Source organism: Egibacteraceae bacterium, from assembly GCA_040905805.1.
GTDB lineage: Bacteria > Actinomycetota > Nitriliruptoria > Euzebyales > Egibacteraceae > DATLGH01.
Genome location: JBBDQS010000154.1, coordinates 44,228 through 62,920, shown reverse-complemented (window position 1 = coordinate 62,920; position 18,693 = coordinate 44,228). Strand labels below are relative to the sequence as shown.

Annotated in this window: 17 protein-coding genes, 2 tRNA genes and 1 other RNA gene; 11 read left to right on the top strand and 9 right to left on the bottom strand. The window is 72.9% G+C overall.

The window, feature by feature from the left end; all coding sequences use genetic code 11:
• Positions 1-68: 68 nt before the first annotated feature.
• The 4 genes from WD250_16765 to WD250_16750 all read right to left on the bottom strand — a co-directional run bounded on the left by WD250_16765 (position 69) and on the right by WD250_16750 (position 3,412).
• Entirely contained in the window at positions 69-503 is a 435-nt protein-coding gene (locus WD250_16765; protein ID MEX2621868.1) for an immunoglobulin-like domain-containing protein, read from the bottom strand.
• A gap of 422 nt (positions 504-925) precedes the next feature.
• Positions 926-1,298: RNase P RNA component class A (gene rnpB, locus WD250_16760), an RNA gene on the bottom strand.
• Positions 1,299-1,505: 207 nt separating this feature from the next.
• Complete coding sequence (locus WD250_16755; GenBank protein ID MEX2621867.1) at positions 1,506-2,240, bottom strand: C4-type zinc ribbon domain-containing protein; 735 nt, start codon at positions 2,238-2,240, stop codon at positions 1,506-1,508.
• Positions 2,237-3,412 carry a Nif3-like dinuclear metal center hexameric protein gene (locus WD250_16750; GenBank protein ID MEX2621866.1) on the bottom strand — a complete coding sequence of 392 codons (1,176 nt, stop codon included), beginning with the start codon at positions 3,410-3,412 and terminating at the stop codon, positions 2,237-2,239. Before WD250_16750 ends, WD250_16755 begins: the two co-directional genes overlap by 4 nt.
• Before the next feature lie 103 nt (positions 3,413-3,515).
• On the opposite strand from WD250_16750, the gene WD250_16745 reads away from it, so the two are divergent.
• The 4 genes from WD250_16745 (at position 3,516) to WD250_16730 (ending at position 7,016) form a co-directional block, all read left to right on the top strand.
• Positions 3,516-4,538 (top strand): metal ABC transporter substrate-binding protein, encoded by a 1,023-nt coding sequence (locus WD250_16745; GenBank protein MEX2621865.1) that lies wholly within the window; start codon positions 3,516-3,518, stop codon positions 4,536-4,538.
• A gap of 321 nt (positions 4,539-4,859) precedes the next feature.
• On the top strand, positions 4,860-6,332 hold the full coding sequence (locus tag WD250_16740; protein ID MEX2621864.1) for a phosphatase PAP2 family protein: 1,473 nt from the start codon (positions 4,860-4,862) through the stop codon (positions 6,330-6,332).
• Between the two features lie 67 nt (positions 6,333-6,399).
• The gene (locus tag WD250_16735; GenBank protein ID MEX2621863.1) at positions 6,400-6,633 is read left to right on the top strand and encodes a type II toxin-antitoxin system prevent-host-death family antitoxin; all 234 of its coding nucleotides are present in this window, start codon (positions 6,400-6,402) and stop codon (positions 6,631-6,633) included.
• Positions 6,630-7,016, top strand: coding sequence for a type II toxin-antitoxin system VapC family toxin (locus WD250_16730; GenBank protein ID MEX2621862.1), 387 nt, complete (start codon positions 6,630-6,632; stop codon positions 7,014-7,016). Before WD250_16735 ends, WD250_16730 begins: the two co-directional genes overlap by 4 nt.
• A gap of 1,825 nt (positions 7,017-8,841) precedes the next feature.
• Here WD250_16730 and WD250_16725 read toward each other — a convergent pair.
• Positions 8,842-8,915: transfer RNA gene (locus WD250_16725), tRNA-Val, on the bottom strand.
• A gap of 85 nt (positions 8,916-9,000) precedes the next feature.
• Here WD250_16725 and WD250_16720 point away from each other — a divergent pair.
• The 3 genes from WD250_16720 (at position 9,001) to WD250_16710 (ending at position 11,473) form a co-directional block, all read left to right on the top strand.
• Complete coding sequence (locus WD250_16720) at positions 9,001-9,309, top strand: DUF3467 domain-containing protein (protein ID MEX2621861.1); 309 nt, start codon at positions 9,001-9,003, stop codon at positions 9,307-9,309.
• A 34-nt stretch (positions 9,310-9,343) separates the two neighbouring features.
• Positions 9,344-10,027 carry a hypothetical protein gene (locus WD250_16715; GenBank protein ID MEX2621860.1) on the top strand — a complete coding sequence of 228 codons (684 nt, stop codon included), beginning with the start codon at positions 9,344-9,346 and terminating at the stop codon, positions 10,025-10,027.
• Positions 10,028-10,156: 129 nt separating this feature from the next.
• Positions 10,157-11,473 carry a trehalose-6-phosphate synthase gene (locus WD250_16710; protein MEX2621859.1) on the top strand — a complete coding sequence of 439 codons (1,317 nt, stop codon included), beginning with the start codon at positions 10,157-10,159 and terminating at the stop codon, positions 11,471-11,473.
• Positions 11,474-11,582: 109 nt separating this feature from the next.
• Here WD250_16710 and WD250_16705 read toward each other — a convergent pair whose 3' ends face one another.
• A complete protein-coding gene (locus WD250_16705; GenBank protein MEX2621858.1) occupies positions 11,583-12,359 on the bottom strand; it encodes an XdhC family protein in 777 nt (258 codons plus the stop codon).
• A 117-nt stretch (positions 12,360-12,476) separates the two neighbouring features.
• Between WD250_16705 and WD250_16700 the strand changes: the two genes are divergently transcribed.
• The 3 genes from WD250_16700 (at position 12,477) to msrA (ending at position 16,308) form a co-directional block, all read left to right on the top strand.
• The gene (locus WD250_16700; protein MEX2621857.1) at positions 12,477-14,684 is read left to right on the top strand and encodes a cell wall-binding repeat-containing protein; all 2,208 of its coding nucleotides are present in this window, start codon (positions 12,477-12,479) and stop codon (positions 14,682-14,684) included.
• Between the two features lie 95 nt (positions 14,685-14,779).
• Positions 14,780-15,796, top strand: coding sequence for an NAD(P)/FAD-dependent oxidoreductase (locus WD250_16695; GenBank protein ID MEX2621856.1), 1,017 nt, complete (start codon positions 14,780-14,782; stop codon positions 15,794-15,796).
• A 41-nt stretch (positions 15,797-15,837) separates the two neighbouring features.
• Positions 15,838-16,308: a peptide-methionine (S)-S-oxide reductase MsrA gene (gene msrA, locus WD250_16690; GenBank protein ID MEX2621855.1), complete on the top strand. Its 471-nt coding sequence runs from the start codon at positions 15,838-15,840 to the stop codon at positions 16,306-16,308.
• Positions 16,309-16,345: 37 nt separating this feature from the next.
• On the opposite strand, the gene WD250_16685 is transcribed toward msrA, so the two are convergent.
• The 3 genes from WD250_16685 to WD250_16675 all read right to left on the bottom strand — a co-directional run bounded on the left by WD250_16685 (position 16,346) and on the right by WD250_16675 (position 18,013).
• Positions 16,346-16,418 (bottom strand) — tRNA-Gly (locus WD250_16685).
• A gap of 95 nt (positions 16,419-16,513) precedes the next feature.
• Positions 16,514-17,497, bottom strand: a complete 984-nt coding sequence (gene dut / locus WD250_16680; GenBank protein MEX2621854.1) for a dUTP diphosphatase — start codon at positions 17,495-17,497, stop codon at positions 16,514-16,516.
• A gap of 30 nt (positions 17,498-17,527) precedes the next feature.
• Positions 17,528-18,013, bottom strand: coding sequence for a hypothetical protein (locus tag WD250_16675; protein MEX2621853.1), 486 nt, complete (start codon positions 18,011-18,013; stop codon positions 17,528-17,530).
• Positions 18,014-18,105: 92 nt separating this feature from the next.
• Here WD250_16675 and WD250_16670 point away from each other — a divergent pair, with 92 nt between their 5' ends.
• On the top strand, positions 18,106-18,669 hold the full coding sequence (locus WD250_16670) for a hypothetical protein (GenBank protein ID MEX2621852.1): 564 nt from the start codon (positions 18,106-18,108) through the stop codon (positions 18,667-18,669).
• Positions 18,670-18,693 lie beyond the last annotated feature (24 nt).

Genomic DNA, 18,693 nt, shown 5'->3' with positions numbered 1-18,693 from the left:
GCTCCCCTGGGGGCTCGAGTCGGGCTGAGGGTGGGTTGGAGCAGGTTCGATGCGTGTAGCCACGGCGGTCAGGGTGTCCGCAAGGTCAGCGGGCACCGCCACGGCGTAGACGGGCCCGGGGCGCCCGCATGGGTGGCGGCGGCCGCGGCCAAGACGACGAAGTCCTCGCCTGGCCTGGGCTGGAGCAGGGCGGCTGCGACCTCGAGGCGGGCGTGCCCGACGATGTCCTCCGCGGATTCCGCCGCGGCCTGGACAGTCTTGGTGACGCGGTACCACCCGTCTGTGGGCGGCACGGGGATCTCCTGGGGGGCGGAGACGCCGCCCGGTTCAACCAGCAGCGCAGGCCCTTTCCACCCTTGGGTGGGCACAGCAGTCCAAGCGTGGCCGTCCCAGCGCTCCAGTGTGTAGGCCAGTCCGTAGCCGAGCCGCTCGTCGCGCCGGTTGTGGATGACCAGCGTGACGGTGCCGCCCGGCGGCACGCGCGCGGGCTCGGCGACGAGCACGACGTCGGTCCGCTGCGGGTCCGCAGGAGGACCGGTGCCCTCACCGTCTGCGCCGGTGATGGCAGTGACGGTGTAGGTGAGTGAATCGGGGGTGCAGGCGCCGCGTCGTCACCGGCGGCCAGAGGCACCGCCAGCTCGTAGGTCCCGGCGGTGAGGTCGCCGGTGCGCAGCCGCAACGCCCACGGCCACCGGCGCGTCGGGTGCGACCGACCAGGAGGCGGCGCACTCCAGCCGTTGCTGCTCGCTGGCCGCGCAGGGACCCTGGACCTGCACCTGCACCTGCACCTGCCCGCCCGCACCGGTCTGCGCGACGTGGTCCAGGCGAGACACGCCGTGGACTCGGTCCTCGCCGAGTCCCGTGGGCCAGGTGTGAGCCAAGCGCCCCCTATAAACACGTTTCCGCAGGTCAGGGGGGGTAAAAGGGGGGGAGCCGGCCGGTAAGCCGGATTCTGTGCCCGCGCCAGGCGCGGGTGGCGACCATCTATCTGGGACCGACGTCTCCGCCGGCCTCGTGCGGCCTACCTGGCGCTCGGCGGGCAACCTGCGATCGCGCCTGCTTGGCCTTGCTCCGGACGGGGTTTACCTGGCCGCCGGCGTCGCCGCCGGCGCCGGTGCGCTCTTACCGCACCCTTTCACCCTTGCCACGCACCCCGCGGAGCGGGGCCGTTCGGCGGTCTGCTCTCTGTGGCACTGTCCGCGCGTCACCGCGCCTGGGCGTTACCCAGCGTCCTGCCCTGCGGAGTCCGGACTTTCCTCGACGGTGCCGTGCACCGCCGCGGTCGCCTGGCCGGCTCCCCAACGCCAAGCGTACCCCCGCGGGCGCCGTGGAGCCTGCGGGGAGACGGGCGCAGGATTCTCGTCGGGTCATCGAGGCTTCGCCAAGCGAGAACCCGCCGTGTCCCAAGCTTTCCCGCGCCGGCGCGGGAAAGCTTGCGCCTCAGGCGTGGCCGTGCGACCAGATGGCGTGGTCAGCGGGTCGGTACCAGGCGCCGCATGGTGTGGTCACCCGGTCGGGACGAGGATCCGCCCGCACTGCTCACAGCGGGCCAGCCCCTTGCGGGCGCGCTCGTGCGCATCCTCGAACTCCACCGCCGTGAGCTCCAGGCGGCAGCCCTGGCAGGTGCGCCCGACGAGCTCCGCCACGGCGATGCCGTCCTTGCGGTCCCGCAGCTCCTCGTAGTACTCCCCCACCTCGACGGGCAGGCCGGCGGCCAGCTGCGTGCGCTCCTGCCGGCGCTCCGCCAGCTCGGCGTCGAGGTCGCGCGACGCCTCGTCGCGGCCCTGCTCCAGCCCGGCGACGTTGCCGGAGAGCTCCTCCTGGCGCTCGTCCAGGGTGGCGACCAGGGACTCGACATCCTCGAGCTCCTGCATCACCTCCAGCAGGCTGTCCTCCAGGTCGCCCTTGCGCTGCTTCAGGGAGGAGATCTCGCCGCGCAGGGCCTGCACCTCCTTCTCCGAGGTGATCAAACCCGAGTACATCCGGCCCTCCTCCGACTTGCGGCGCGCGTCGACGGTGGCGATCTCGCTCTCCAGCCGCATCTGGGCCCGGTTCAGCTGGTCGAGGCGCTCGCGGGCGTCGGCGTGCTCGCCGCGAACCCGCGACAGGGTGTCGGCGTTCTGGTCGAGTGCCTGCTGTTCTGGCAGGTGGGCCCGGCGATGCTCCAGCTGGCGGATTGTCGTGTCGACGCGTTGCAGGTCGAGGAGGGTGCGCTGCTCCTCGGGAGTGGCCGAGATCACCGTAGTCCTTCCGTCGCGGGCGCCTCGGGCGGGGTGTGGGCAACCCAAGGCTCCGTCGGGAGGGACGACGCTACCAGCGTCGCCGACAGGCCGTTGACGGAGGCAGCCTGTGCCAGGGTCGCGCGCAAAGCGGGCAGCGCCGCGGCCTCCGTGGCCGCATGACCGGCGTCGATCACCGCCAGACCCATGGTCAGCGCGTCGAGCACCGGATGGTGGCGAAGGTCCCCGGTCACGTACAGCTCGGCCCCGGCGGCGACGGCCGCGTCGATGAGGCTGTCCCCGGCACCCCCGCAGGCCGCGACCCGGCGTATGCGCCGGTCGAGGTCGCCGGCCACGCGGAGGAACGGGGCCGGCAGCGCGGTGGCCAGGCGGTCCACGAGCGCGCGCAGCGCCGTGGGCTCGCGCAGATCACCGACCCGCCCCAGGCCCGGGCCGTGCGCGCCCGCAGGCGGCGCCAGGAGCGGGTAGAGGTCGTACGCCACCTCCTCGTAGGGGTGGGCGCCCACCAGTGCGTCCACCACCGCCTCCAGGCGGTGGGGCGGGACGACGACCTCCAGGCGGTCCTCGGCCTCCTCGTTCAGCCGACCGCGCTCGCCGGCCGTGGGGTTGGCGACCTCGGATGGCCGGAAGGTGCCGGTGCCGGCGACGCGGAAGGAGCACTGGTCGTACTCGCCGATGACCCCGGCGCCGGCGGCTGACAGCGCCGCGAGCACCGCCGTGGTGTCCGCGGCGGGCACGAACGTCACGAGCTTGACGGGGCGGGGGGCCCGTCCACCCTGGGGCACGAGGGGCCGGGCGTCCACCATCCCGAGCGCCTCCACGATCGGAGCGGTGGTGCCGTCGGCAGCCGCGTCGAGGTTGGTGTGCGCGGCCAGGACGCTGATGCCCTGGCGAGCGGCGTGCAGCGCCACCCGCCCCGCGGCGGTACGCGGGGTGAGCGCTGCCAGGGGCCGGAACAGCAGCGGGTGATGGGTGAGGACGAGCTCGCAGCCCTGCCGGGCCGCTTCGTCAAGGGTCGCGTCGGTGGCGTCGAGGCAGACCAGCACCCGGGAGACGGAGTCGCTCGGGTCACCGACTTGCAGACCGGTGGCGTCCCAGTCCGCGGCGTCGCGCTCGGGGTAGAGCAGGTCAACGAGCGCGACCCAGTCGGCGAGACGGTCGAAACTGGCCATGACTGGCCGCAACTCTAGTCACTGCCTGGCGCGGTGGCACACCGCCGAGTACAGTTGTCGCAACCTATTCGCAACAGACAATACTCCGCAGAAGGGCACGACCATGCGCCGCTTCCTCGCTCCGCTGCTCGTGACGCTGCTACTGGCTGCGGCCTGCGGTGCGACCCCCGCGGGCGAGCAGACCCCCGAGGCCGCACGCGAGCAGGCCCCGGGGCCGGGCCTGTTAGTGCTGACGACCGTCGACCCGATCACCGACCTGGCGCGGCAGGTCTTGGGCGACCGCGGGGAGGTGCGCTCCCTGGTCGCCGCGGGCGACTCCCACACGTTCGAGCCGACGCCACAGGACGCCATCGCCATGAGCGAGGCGGACCTGTTCCTCGGCAACGGCCTGGGCCTCAACGACGCTGCTGTGGCGCTGGCGGAGACGAACCTGCCCGAGGGCGCCCCGATCGTGACGCTGGCAGACCTGGCTCTCGCCGCCGACGACATCATCCTCGGGGATGGGGGCCACACCCACGGCGGCGACACCAACACCCATACCCACGACGACGGCGATGCGGCGCCGAACCCCCACGTCTGGATGGACGTCACGCATGCCATGGCCTACGTCGGCCACATCGCCGACGCGCTGGCAGACGTCGACCCCGAGGGCGCGGAGACCTACCGGGTCAACGCCGCGGCCTACACCGCCGAGCTCGCGGCGCTCGACGCGGCCATCCTGGAGGCCACGGCCACGATCCCCCAGGACAGCCGCGTCCTCGTGAGCTACCACGACTCCTGGACGTACTACGCGCCGCGCTACGGCCTGGAGCACATCGACGCGATCCAGCCCTCCGACTACGCCGAGCCGTCCGCCGCGGAGGTCCGCGCCATCGTCGACGAGATCAACGCCCAGGGCGTGCCCGCCGTGTTCGGCGCGCGCGAGTTCCCGAGCGACGTGCTCGGCACGATCGCCGCCGAGACCGGGGCGACCTACATCGGCGACCTGTCCGACGACACGTTCCCCGGCGAACCCGGCGACCCCGCCCACAGCTACATCGGCATGATGCTGGAGAACGCGCGCGCCATCACCGAGGGTCTCGGCGGCGATGCGTCACCCCTGGACGCCGTTGTCCCGACCGGATAACGCGGAGTCCTCGGCCACGCCGGCTGGGAGCCCCTGACGCTTGGCTCGCTGCCCCTGTCGTGTCATCGGACCGACTGGAGCGCGCAGGAGCCAGACTCCCACGACCGCACCCACGACCGGGTGGGGGACCCGGTGCGCCCGACCGACCGTCACGCGCCCACGCCGGGCCCCCACGGTGGCTCCTTCATCGTCGTCAAACCCGAGTTCTCGCTATGACCTTGGGCACGGATCAACTGTGGTCAAGCGGCAATGGCTTCGCGACCTGCGGGTCCGGCGCCGGCAGTACGCCGGGGTCAGGCGGCAAAGGGGAATCACGTGGTCATGGCTGCGCGCGTACACCGGGGAGGCCGTCGACGAGGCCGCCCGCTGACCGCCGGCTTCCTCGCGCTGGCGGTCGGCCTGGCCCTGGCGGCCTGCGACGGGGACGAGGAGGCCGGGGCCGAGCGGGTCGCCGAGCCCACCGCCGGCCAGTGGGACACCTGGGTGCTCGACTCAGCCGAGGACATCGCGGTCCCCCCACCGCCCGAGGACGGCTCCCCTGAAGCGGAGGCCGAGCTCGCCGAGATCGCCCAGCTGGCCGAGGACCCCCCCGCGGCGGTGCTCGCCGCGATCGAGCGGTGGGGATCCGAGGTCCCCGGCGCACCGTGGACCGAGATGATGCTGGAGATCCTCTCCGAGCGTTCCAAGCAGGTGCCGCGGTCCACGCGCAACTACGCGCTGGTGCACGTGGCGATGTACGACGCGGTCCTGGCGGCGTGGCACTGGAAGTACGTCTACAACCGCCCCGCCCCCGACGTGGACGGCGTGCAGCGGCGGGCCGACCCGGGCCCCGACCCCTCCTACCCCTCCGAGCACGCCGCGGTCGCTGGCGCCGCCTCGAGGGTGATCGCCCACCTCTACCCCGACCGGCCCGCGCCGCGCCTGGACATGCTGGCCGAGGAGGCCGGCCAGTCACGCGTCGTCGCCGGGGCAGCGACCCGCAGCGACGTCGGCGTCGGCCTGGAGCTCGGGCGGCAGGTGGCCGAGGGGGTCATCGCCAGGGCGCAGACCGACGGGTCCGACGTGGAGTGGGACGGCACGCGCCCCGAGGGCATCGGCGGGGGCCCGGAGTTCTGGGAGCCCCCACCAGGCCGGGTGGTCCTGCCCGACGACCCGCTGGCGGCGACCTGGGACACCTGGGTGCTGCCCTCAACCGACATGTTCCGCCCGCCGCCACCACCGGCATACGGCAGCCCGGAGTTCGTCGAGGCCGCCGAGGAGCTGGTCGAGATCAAGGAGAACCTCACGCCCGAGCAGCTGTCGATCGCCATGTTCTGGGAGGGCGACGAGGGCACCCCTCTGCCCGGGGGGATCGTCATCCGCGAGGCACTGAAGGACATCCGTGCCGCCGACCTCACCACCCCGCGCAGCGCCCGGGGACTGGCGCTGCTGACCATGGCGCTGGACGACGCGGCCCTGGCGGCCTGGGACGCCAAGTTCGCCTACTGGGGCTCCCGCCCGGAGAACGCCATCCGCGACCTCGGACTGGACCCGGAGTGGCGGGCCGACTGGCCGACACCCCGCTTCCCCGCCTACCCGTCGGGCAGCGCTGGGTACGGCGGCGCCGCCGAGTCCGTGCTGTCCTACCTGCTGCCCGACCGCGCCGAGGACTTCCGCGAGCGGGCCGAGGAACAGGCGATCTCCCGCCTCTACGCCGGCATCCACTGGCGCTACGACAACGTCAGCCTGGATGCCGGCCGGCAGGTCGGCCAGCTCGTGGTCGAGCGCGCCAAGGCCGACGGTGCCGACCGATAGAGGTGGGGGCCGAATACCGGCGGCACGATGGTCGCACAGCACGACGGCATGCTGTTAAACTAGGTTGATGACTAGGTCAGTCGGTGTCCATGAGGCGAAGACCAACCTCAGCGGTTTGCTGCGCCTCGTCAGCAGCGGTGAGGAGATCACGATCACCCGGCGCGGCCAGGTGGTGGCCAGGCTCGTCCCCCCGCGCGTCGGCGGGCGCCCCGAGATGGGGTTCGACCGGGACCGTCTGCGCGTGCCGGACGACTTCGACGCCCCCTTGCCGGACGACGTCCTCGACACCTTCACGTCGTGAGGCTGCTGCTGGACACCCATGCCTTCCTCTGGGCCGTCGCCTGCCCTGAGCGGCTCGGCGAGCACGAGCAGCTCGTCGCAGAGCCATCGACGACGCGCCTCCTCTCGTCCGCCTCGTCCTGGGAGATCGCCATCAAGCACGCCCTCGGCAAGCTGCCGCTGCCGGCTGAACCAGCGGAGTACGTGCCCATGGCGATGCGCCGGCTCCTCGTCGGGGGCCTGCCCGTCGAGCACTCGCATGCCCTGGCCGTGGCCGGGCTCCCCGCACACCATCGCGATCCCTTCGATCGGCTCCTCGTCGCGCAGGCCCAGCAGCTCGGGCTGGCCATCCTCAGTGCCGATCCAGCCCTCGGCCGCTACGACGTCGAGGTGCTGGTCCCCTGAACCCGGCGCGCGGCGGACGGGCGGCGACGTGGGACCGCTGCACGAGCGGCTCGACGCGGCCTTGGACAAGTGCCCCGGCGCCATCGACAGCTCCGCCGGCGCCGTCCTCGAGCTGACCGCGTGGCTCGACCACGACGAGCGGGACACCGCGGCCACAGGCCAGATCCTCGAGGTCATCGACGCGGCCCTGGGCGCCCTGCGCACGCTGCGGGACGCGGCGGTCAGGAGAACTGCCGCCGGATGGACGCGGCGATGCAGCGCAGCGCGCAGCTCCTCGGCATCGAGGACGAGGAGGGCCAGCGATGAGCGAGTTACCCCGACACCGCGCCGTGCAACGCGCAGACCGTCGAGGAGAGCCTCGAGCGCCACCGGGACGTCACCCGCAGCCAGACGCCGTTGTGCTGTGACGAGGGCCACCAGCACCGGGCCGGGGACGCATCTCCGGGGGACGCTACGAAGCGTGACGCAACGGCAGCCGTCGATTTCCCGCCTCCCCGGCGAGGGCGGAACTCGCAGCCGTGAGGTCCGAACCGCAGGCATCGCCACGCGGCACTATCGGCCGCGCCGCAAGCGGGATGCGGCCCACGGCCCGCAGGCCACACCCGGCGATGGAACCAGCAGTCAAGCCGTCCGTGAATGACCACCCCGACTACCGGTCCCCACGGAACTCTTACGGTTCCCGCATCCGCCAACCCAGCGCCCGCACGCAGGTTACCCGGCGGTAGATGGGGTGGGAGGGACAGATATGTCGCTGAGACCCAATCTACCGGCCGGTAACCGGGCGTGGACCCGAAGATCTACGAGAACCGGGCCGTGGGCCGGCGTGCGGGTAGCCCCGGGAAACGACATTTTGCCGACCCGGCCCTCCTGCCACGCTGCTCTTCGCCCGGGTTCTGCGGAGCGTGAGGCCCGGTCGAGCCGCTTCGAGGGAAGAGCCGTGCAAGGTCCGCCGGACCCCGGACACCCCGGGCCCGCTCCGGTCACGGGCGGGAGGAGGGTCCCGAGGTGGGGCCCTGGTTCTCAGGGGACTCGGGTGGTGAGTCGAGCGCTGACACACGGCAGGTGCGCGCGCAGGCGATGCAGGCGCCGACACCACAGCGCGATGGTCTGGACGTCGCGGCCCACGACGGCGTGCAAGGGCGGCAACCAGCAGGCCGATCCGGTGGATCATGTCCATCTCGCGGTCGTCGTCAGGTCGGTGTGGCGCACCTGGTCATGTGCATGGGGTCGACGCGGCGACGGTGGGCCGGCTGAGCAGGTGCCTGGCGGGCTCGGCGGTGCCGTCTGCGGCTCCAGGACCGGCCCGGTGCGTCCGTGGCCTCTTGGCGGGGCAGACCCGCGGGGGGCGAGGTCAGTCCCGAGGACGCGTTCGCGGTCGGCGAGGACACATTCGGCCATGTCGATGGTCTCCTCCAAGACCACAGATCGACCGCGGCAGCGGCGGGGTTCCGATGCGACTTGCGAGATCCCGGCGCGCCGGCGGTCGAGGGCAGCCTCAAGCCCTGACAGCCCGTCGACGACTTCGGCGGGCGCCGGGGCACCCTGCGGGTGCGGCGGCTCCCCGACGGTTGCTGCGGCCGCAGTCGCGACACCCTGTCTCGGCCGGTCGCCTGGGAGCGCGGACACTTGGCCGGTGCCACTCACGGTAGCTCGGACACTTCGCCGCTTCGGCCCTCGGCAAACCCGCCCGATAGACCCTAAAGAGGATGGTATGTCGGAGCCACTCGTGCCGACGAATTCGGGGAATCGTCCACGCTATGGTGAGTCCGGTCGGGAAAGTGTCCGACATGGCACCCTTGCGGGATGCTGGTCAACCGGTGTTCCGTGGGCGCTGCAGGGCTCGAACCTGCGACCTCTTGCGTGTAAGGCAAGCGCTCTCGCCAGCTGAGCTAAGCGCCCGGTCGCCCGAGTGTACGCCCGCCCCCTCTAGGATCCGAGCCGTGATGCCGGGCGCGTTCCGACGCCCACAACTGGAGGAGACCTCATGAGCGATCCCGAGAGCGGCGGCCAGGGCGAGGGCCAGCAGGGTGGCAACCAGCAGATCAACGTGAAGGTCGACGACGCCAAGAAGCACGGCGTCTACGCCAACTTCCTCGTCGTCAGCCACTCCCCCCACGAGTTCACCCTCGACTTCTGCCAGGTGGTGCCGGGCGGCCAGGACGGCAAGGTGCAGGCCGACGTGATCAGCCGGGTCAAAGTGGCGCCCACGATGGTCGGCAAGATCATCCGGGCCCTCAACACCAACATGACCAACTACGAGGACAAGTTCGGCATGGTGAAGGACGTCGGCTGACCCACCGGCCACCGCGGGGCGCCGCTCGTGGCGCGTGCTGGCGTTCGAGGTGGCCGATCCCGCGGCGCTGCTCGACCGCGGGGTGGCGCTGCTCGAGTCACTCGCCGACGAGCCCGTGCCCACGCTGCGCTGGTACCGCGCCACCCGGCCCGCACTGGTCCTCGGACGCGGACAGCGCACGCTGCGGACCGCCACGGGCCTGCCCGTGGTAGCCCGGCACTCCGGCGGAGGCGCGGTGCTGATGGACGCCGATCTGCTCTGCCTGGACGTGCTCATCCCGGCCGGGCACCCGTGGCTGGAGGGCGGGCCGGGCGCCGTGTTCACGCCCGTGGGTGCGTCCTGGGCGGGCGCGCTGCGCGCCATCGGGGTGAGGGACCTCGCGGTCCACCGCGGGCCCGCCGCAGCCCGCCGCCAGGGCGACGCGCGTGAGCAGCTGCTCGCCGCGGTGTGCTACGCCACGCTTGGCAGGGGCGAGGTCACTGCCGGAGCCCGCAAGCTCGTCGGGCTGGCGCAGCGCCGGCGGCGGCAGGGCGCGCTCGTGCAGTGCGGTCTGCTGCGCCGCTGGCGCCCGGCCCGGCTGCTCGCGGCGCTCGGCGCGGATCCCGACGACGCCGAGGTCGCCGCCAGCGCGGTGGGACTCGACGACCTGGTCGACCCGCCGCCCACCGACGCGCGGATCATGGACGCGGTCGGTAGTAGCCTGCGCGCCCATGGGTGACGGACTGGTGGTCGCGAGCAACCGCGGGCCCGTGAGCTGGAAGGCTGTGGACGACGAGCTCGTGGCCAAGCGCGGCTTCGGCGGGCTCGTCACGGCGCTTGGCGGCGCCCTGCAGAGCGAGCCCGGCACGTGGGTGTCGGTGGCGCTGAGCGAGACCGACCGGCGGGTCGCCGCCGCGCACCCCCAAGCGCCTTTCGACGTGGACGCGGACGGGTCCCACCTGCGGTTGCGCCTGCTCGATGTCGGGTCGCGGTTCGATGCCTACTACAACGAGGTCGCCAACCGCCTGCTCTGGTTCACCCTGCACGAGCTGTGGGCGTCCCCGGTCGAGCCCACGGCTGTGGGGTGGCCCGTGCAGTGGGACGAGGGCTACCTGCCGGTCAACACCGCTGTGGCGTCGGCCGTGGGCGGCCCCCCCCCCCCCCCGCGGCCCAGTACGACGGACAGGCCGAGGTGCTCCTGCAGGACTACCACCTGTGCACCGCAGGACAGGCGGTGCGCGAGCGACTGCCGGGGGTGCAACTGCTGCACTACATGCACACCCCGTGGGTCGACCCCGACGCCCTGCGCCGCCTGCCCGACCGCATGGTCGAGGAGGTCGTGCGGGGCCTGCTGGCCGCCGACGTCATCGGGTTCTCCTCGCCGGTGTGGGCAGCCGCGTTCCGGCGGTGCGCGGCAAGCGTGCTCGGTGCGACCATCGACGGGGATGCCGTCCGGCTCGACGATCGCCGCACCCAGGTCACCGACTTCGTGCTCGGCGTGGACGAGGCCGACCTGGCCTCGTCGGCGACGTCGGCGCCGGTCGCGGCGGCCGGCGCGGACCTCGACGCGCAAGCCGACGGACGGCGGATGCTGCTGCGCGTCGACCGTACCGACCTGTCCAAGAACATCCTGCGGGGGCTGCGCGCCTACGAGCTGCTCCTCGAACGCCACCCCGAGCACCGCGGGCGCGTCTGGCACTACGCCCACCTCAACCCCTCCCGCCAGGGCGTCGACGCCTACCGGGACTACCTCGGGTCCTGCCGGGAGGTGGCGGCGCGCATCCGGGAGCGCTTCGGGGACGAAGCCCTCACCCTGTTCGTGGGTGACGACTACCCGCGAGCCGTCGCGGCCCTGCAGCGCTTCGACGTCCTGTTCGCCAACCCGGTGATCGACGGCACGAACCTCGTCGCCAAGGAAGGCCCCGTGCTGAACACCCGAGACGGTGTCGTGGTCCTGTCCCGCACTGCCGGGGCCGCTTCGGTCCTGGCCGGCGGTGCCCTGCTCGTGAACCCCTACGACGTCGACGGTCAGGCCGAGGCCCTCCACGCGGCGCTGACCATGGAGTCCGCCGAGCGCGCCAGGCGCGCCGAGACCCTGCGGACCGCGGCCCGGCTCGGCGCCCCCGACCAGTGGCTCAACGCCCAGCGCCACACCCTCCGGGCGGCCGCGGCGCGTCGCCGGTAAACCTGAGGGCTTCGTGGAGGTTCTCACAGACTTCCTCGCCACGGCGCCCGCGGAGCTGACCCCCGACCGCTGGCGAACCCTGCTGACCGGGGAGGGCTGACCTCGACGGTCAAGCGTCCGACGACCAGTCAAGACCCAGCGGGCTGCCGTCACGGCCCCGCTCGGCGGCCACGATCTCGGCGACGACGGACAGCGCGATCTCACCCGGTGTCCGGCTGCCGATGTCCAGTCCGCAGGGCGAGCGCAGGCGCCGCAGGTGCGGCTCGGGCACGCCGGCGTCGCGCAGCCTGCGCACGGCTTGGGGAGCGTGACGGCGGCTGCCGAGCATCCCCACGAAGAACGCGTCGCTGGCGAGCGCCACCCGCAGCACCTCGTCCACCCAGAGGGCGTCGTGGTCGCTCACCACCAGCGCGTCGGTGCGACCGGGTGGCGCCGCGAGCAGGAACCGCCCGGGGTCGTCGGCGCGGACCTCGATGCCGCCGCGCACCGAGACCGCGCCCCCGGGCGCGACCAGGACGGCCCGCCGCCCCACCACGTGCGCCAGCTCGGCGATCGCCCTTCCCACCGGGTTCGCGCCCATGACGAGGACCGCCGGCTCAGGGCGGTGGAGCTCGGCGAACAGCTCGATCGCGCGCTCCTGACGGTGGTGGGGGAAGGTCAGCCGCCGGCGCACCGGCGCGTCCTGCCCCACGGCCTCGGCGGCCAGCTCCGCACCCGCCGCGTCGAACTCCGAGCACCCGAGGGTGCCCGCGATGATGCCCTCGGCGCCGACGACCAGCTTGGCGCCCCGGTGGCTCGGCGCATCCCCCTCGACCTCCAGGACGGTGACCAGCACCGCCTGCTCGCCACGGGCCCGGGAACGGCTGAGCGCATCGAAGACATCCATCGGTGCCGGCAGCGTACCCGGTCCCCCCCGATGCGCAGCCCGTACCGGTGCACGGCTCGCCGGCGTCTATGGGGGACACTGACCATCACCCGTCACCGCTCAGCCCTGGAGCCCGCCGTGCGTCGCTGTCTTGCCCGCTGCCTGCCGCTTGCCGTGGTGGCCGCCCTCACCCTGGCGCCCGTCACCGCGCCGGCGGGTGCCCTGTCGGGGACGGTCACGGGCGCCTCCACGACCGTGGACGAGCACCGCATCCCGGTGTTCCCCGGACTGGACCGCCGGCACCTCTCCCTGCGGCTGGACGACGGCCGGCCCGCCGTCGCGAACGTCCTGGAGTTCCAGGCCACCGACCAGTCCCTGGAGCTGCGCCCGCACCTGGGGCAGGGGAGGGTCCCGGGTGTGGAGAGCGTGCCGGCGATGGGCGCCCGGCTGCTGCCCGATGGCGGCGTGGCCGGCATCAACGGCGGGTTCTGGCTGTCCAACCCGGTCGGGGACCCCAACGGCTTCTTCGCCGTGGACCACCTGCTGCAGTCTGAGGCCCAGACCCAGGGCGGCGGGCCGCGCGGGACGGTGGCCAGCCTCCCCGACGGCCAGCTGATCATGGACCGGCTGGCCTCGAACCAGGACGTGGCCGTGGGCACCGCCTCCCCGGTCCGTCTGAACGGCGTCAACCGCTACCACGCCGATACGCCGCCCGCCCCCGACGGCAACCACGCCAGCTTCGTGTACACGCCGGCGTTCGGGGCGACCGTGAACGTGCGGGCGCTCCGCGACGAGACCGCCACCCTGCCGGTGCGCGCGTTCGTGGTCGCCGGGCTCGCGCCCCGCCCGAGCGGCTCGGCCCAGGGCACGGTCAGCTCGGTCCAGGTCGGGGAGGGCAGCGCCACGATCCCGGCGGGGGGCGCGGTGATCGTGTCCCACGGCGACCACGCGACGCAGTTCTCCGGCGCGGCCGCCGGCAGCAGCGCGGTCGTCCGGGTGGGCCTGCAGCCCGAGCACACCGACGGCGGGCTCTGGGGCCAGATCCGCCACGGGCTGGCGGCGGGTCCGTTGATCGTCCGCGACGGCGAGCGCACGGACCCGAGCACCTGGGAGACGGAGGGCTTCTCCCCCGGCACGCACTCCGACGTGCGCCATCCCCGGTCGGCGATCGGGCGGACCGCGGACGGCCGCGTGCTGCTCGTCACCGTGGACGGGCGCCGACCCGGCTACTCGGTCGGCATGACCATGCACGAGCTGGCGCACCTCCTGCGCCAGATGGGCGCGGTCGACGGCCTGGCCCTGGACGGGGGCGGGTCGACGCAGATGGTCACCGACGGCGCGCTGCGCAACCGGGCGTGCTGTGACGCGGCGCTGCGTCCGGTCGCCACGGGGCTGTTCGTGCACCACGCCTACGACTTCGACGCCTCGGATCGGCTTGCCGGCGCCTCCCGCGCCGGCACGGCCGCGGCCATCGCCCGGGAGTCGCATCCCAACGGTGCCCAAGAGGTCTTCCTGGCCACCCAGGCCACCTTCGCCGACGCGCTCGCCGGCGGACCGCTGGCGGTCCGGCGGAACGCGCCGCTGCTGCTGACCGAACAGGGCGACCTGCCCCAGGAGACCCTGCTCGCGCTGGCGGCGCTGCGTCCCACCAGCGTGACGCTGCTCGGCGGCAGTAACGCCATCGGCGCCGGGGTCCAGTCCCGCCTGGCGAGCAGCTACCAGGTACGCCGGGTTGCCGGGCGCGACCGGTACGCCACCGCAGCGGCCATCGCCGAGGAGCTGGGGGCGGGCCACCCCCGGGCGTTTCTGGTGGTCGGCGGGGCGTTCCCCGACGCGCTGTCCGCCTCCGGACCCGCCGGGATGCTCGGGATGCCCATCCTGCTGACCAGCTCGGACGCTCTGCCGACCTCGACGCTCACGGCCTTGGAGGAGGCCGGCACGACCGAGGTCGTGGTGGCCGGTGGGGCGGCGGCCGTCGGCGAGGGCGTGGTGGACGAGCTGCGCCGGGAGGGCTACCTGGTCACCCGCGTCTTCGGCCCGTCCCGGTACGCCACGGCCGCGCGGGTGAACGAGTGGGCACAGCCGCAGATCCCCGAGCTCGACGACAGCGGGCTGGTGGTCGCGCTCGGCGAGCGCTTCCCCGACGCCCTGGCCGGTGGGCCGCTCGCCGCCAAGCGCCGCCAGCTGCTCATGATCGTGCCGGGCACCGACGTCCACCGTGATCCCCACGCCAGCGCCTTCCTGGCCGACCGGGCGGGGCGCGGGCTCGCCCGCGTGACGCTGCTCGGCGGCCACGCGGCCCTGAGCTCCTTCCAGCACTGGCAGCTTGACCAGCTCGCCCGCTGATTCCCGCCCTGGGGGGATGCCCCCGGGGACCACGGGGCGTTAGCGTAGGGGTCCAGACCATCTTGTGACCAGACCATCTTGTGAAAGGATGCGGCGTGAGCGACACGGCCCCTGCCCCGGTGACCAGCGGGGGTGACGAGACGATCGAGGTCGACCTGCTGATCATCGGCGCCGGGCCGGCGGGCCTGTACGGCTCCTACTACGCGGGCTTCCGCGGCCTGACGACCGCCATCATGGACTCGCTGCCCGAGCCCGGTGGGCAGGTCGCGGCCATGTACCCCGAGAAGCTGATCTTCGACATCGGTGGGTTCCCGTCCATCAAGGGCCAGGACTTCATCGACAACTGCGTGGAGCAGGCCAGCCAGTTCAAACCCACCTACGTGCTCGGCCACCGCGCGGAGGAGCTGGAGCGCCACGACGACGAGACCATGACGGTCACCAGCCACAGGGGCGCGCGGGTGCACGCCAGAGCGATCCTCATCACGGGGGGGATCGGCACCTTCACCCCGAAGCCGCTGCCCGCGGCCGAGGACTTCGACGGGGACGGCCTGGTCTACTTCGTCCCCAAGCTCGATGTGATGGAGGGCAAGGACGTCCTGATCGTCGGGGGCGGCGACAGCGCGTTCGACTGGGCGCTGAACCTGCAGGGCATCGCCGCCAGCGTGACGCTGGCCCACCGGCGCGATCGGTTCCGGGCCCACGAGCACACCGTGCAGCAGGTCATGGACTCCGAGGCGCGGGTGCTGACGTTCACCGAAGTCGCCAAGATCCACGGGGTCGACGAGGTCACCGCCGTCGAGGTCTTCAACAACAAGACCGACGAGCGCGAGACCTTGAAGGTCCAGGCCATCGTCGCCGCGCTGGGCTTCAAGGCCGACATCGGCCCGCTGAAGCGCTGGGGGCTGGACCAGGACAAGCGCTCGCTGCTGGTCGACACGGACATGGCGACGAACCTGCCGCGCATCTTCGCCGCAGGCGATATCACGGACTATCCGGGCAAGGTCAAGCTCATCTCGGTGGGCTTCGGGGAGGCGGCGACCGCGGTCAACAACGCCGCCATCGCCATCGACCCTGACGCCAAGCTCTTTCCCGGACACTCCTCCAACATGTAGGCAGTACGGTGGATGGCACCACCCGACGAGGAGGTTCGCGCATGGAGACAGCGATGTTCGGCGCCGGCTGCTTCTGGGGTGTGGAGGCGGCGTTCCGCCAGGTCCGGGGGGTGAGCGCCACCGCCGTCGGCTACGCGGGGGGCACGACCGATCAGCCGACCTACCAACAGGTGTGCACGGGCCGCACCGGCCACGCCGAGGTCGTTGCCGTGACCTACGACCCGGCGCGGGTGAGCTACGAGGAGCTGCTCGCGGTCTTCTGGGAGGCCCACGACCCCACCCAGCGCGACCGCCAGGGCCCCGACGTGGGCACGCAGTACCGCTCGGTGGTCTTCGTGCACGACGAGGTGCAGGAGAAGGCTGCCGAGGCGTCCAAGGCCGCGGTCTCCGCCTCGGGTCGCTACCGCAAGGCGATCGTCACCGAGATCGCGCCGGCACCGCCGTTCCACCTGGCCGAGGACTACCACCAGCAGTACCTGGAGAAGCGCGGACTGGCGACCTGCCGGATGTGACCGCACCGCCACGGTGCGGCGAACCGTGGTGGAGCAGAGCGGACGACGGGATTCGAACCCGCGACCTCCACCTTGGCAAGGTGGCGCGCTACCAGCTGCGCCACGTCCGCGTGACTCTGCAATCGTGCCGCACGCAGCCCTGCGGTGCAAGCCTTGGCCGGCGATCTCACGCGGCCGACGCAGCCGACGATGCAGCGATCGGCGATCAGGGACCGGTGGAGCCGAAGCCAGCCTGACCGCGGGGGGTCGGCGCCAGCTCGGCGACCTCGGTGACGGTCACCGCCTCGACCCGCTGCACGAGCAGCTGGGCGATACGGTCGCCCCGGGCCAGGGTGATCGTCTGCCGCGGGTCGAGGTTGATCAGCACGACCTTGATCTCCCCGCGGTAGCCGGCGTCGATGGTCCCCGGTGCGTTCACGATCCCGAGCCCGCACCGGGCGGCCAGGCCCGACCGCGGGTGCACGAGCCCCACGCAGCCCGGCGGCACCGCGACGGCCACGCCCGTCGGCACGACCGCCCGCTCCCCCGGCCCGAGGGTCACCGGCTCCCGGGCTGCCAGGTCCAGACCGGCGTCCCCGGGGTGGGCGTAGGACGGCAGCGCGAGCCCCGGGTCGAGCCGGCGGACCTCCAAGGTCGCCGGCGAGCCCGGCGAGCCCGGTGCCACCGGGTCGTCACCATCGAGCACCTTGGACATCACCAGCTCCTCCCGCACGTCGTGGTCGCCGACCCGGATCCGTCCCGGCAGCCGCGCGTCCATCCGAAACCCCGCAGCCAGATAGAACCCCTCGCGCCCGGTGCCCCCGCGCACGGTCAGGACGAGACGGCCCAGTCCCCGATCGCGGGCCGCGGCCTCGAGCTCGGCGAGCAGCACCCTGCCGACCCCCCGCCCGCGGTGGTCGGGGTGGCGCTGCAGACGCTTGACGACGCCCCAGTGCCGGGCCAGGGCCCAGTCGTTGGTGGCGAGGAAACCGAGCCCGACCGGCGTCTGGCCCTCGTAGGCGACCACGAGGTCGTCGACACCGGCGCGCACCCGCCCGAACGCCGCTTCGGCCACCGGTCGCACCTCGGCCCCCGTGACCGGCGGCACGAACCCCACCGCGCCGCCGGCGTTGGACACCGCAGCCCACAGCATGACCAGACCGTCGGCCAACGCGTCGTCAAGGTCTGGGTTGCGTCGGATGTCGGGCACGGCACCTCGGGGCGGTCGGCGGGCGGCGTCCTAGCCTGGAGCGGTCTCGAACCGGGTCGCGGACACGCACCAGCCGTCGTCGAGGCGGCGCAGCTCGACGGTGAGGGGCCTGGTCCGCCCCCCCGCCAGGGTCACGGTGCCCGACACGGCCGCGGTCCCGCTGCCGGCGACGTGGACCTCTGACAGGTGCTGCCCCTCCGATGTCGCGAGCTCGTCCGCCAGCTCGAAGGCGCCGGGGCACACCTCGCGGCCGGCCGCCGCCGGCCCCCCGGCGCGGACCCCGTCCAGGAACTCGTTGGCCGTGTCGACCGGCGCCCTTGCCGTGCGCACGAGCCGTGAGCCACCGACGTACAGCACCGTGCTGCACCCGGCGACCACGACGACGAGACCGACGACGACCCACACGACGACCCGGCTGACTCCCGCTCCAGGGGGCGGTCGCCTGGCAGGCGCCGGGGGCGGGGGCACCTGGCCGTTCGGGGCGGAAGGAGGCGGTGGGAGCGGGGTGTCAGCCATCACAGGCCTCCTCGGGCAGGTGTGCGATGCGGCGAGTCAGGGCAGCACTGTACCCAGGACACCCGCAGAACGGCTCGACAGAGGAGACATCGATGCGCCCCCTCACCCCCCGGGTATGGGAACGCCACTTCACCGCGCTGCGCCCCTTCGTCCTGCAGGAGTTCCCCGAGGTCGATCGCCAGAAGCTCGAGGTCATCGGCGACGACTTCTCCGGACTGGTGGACGTGGTGCAGGAGGCCACCGGCCTCTCCGGGGAGCTCATCCGGCAACGTCTGCGCAAGCTCGACGTCGAGGAGCTCGGGCTGGGCACCGGTGCAGGCAAGGAGGACGAGGACACCGGCCGGGCGTCCCTCGCCCAGCTGCGCCTGGGAGACGGCTTCACCGCCGCCGAGCGGGACCGGGTGGTGCAGCGGCTGGAGAAGCTCGACCGGCGCCTGCAGCGCTTCCCCGCTGACGGCACGGACCTCCTGCTGACCGTCAAGGAGCGGGACACGACGTCGCAGAAGGTGACCCTGGAGTGCGGGTTGCCGCACTTCGCGCCGCTCGTGGCCACGTCGAAGGAGCCCGACATGAGGGCGGCGCTCATGGAGGTGCGCGAGCAGCTGTGGCGCCTGATCGACGACGCCGTCAACAAGCGCAAGCAAGGGGTGTCCTAGAGGGCTACCAGCTGGTGCTCGACG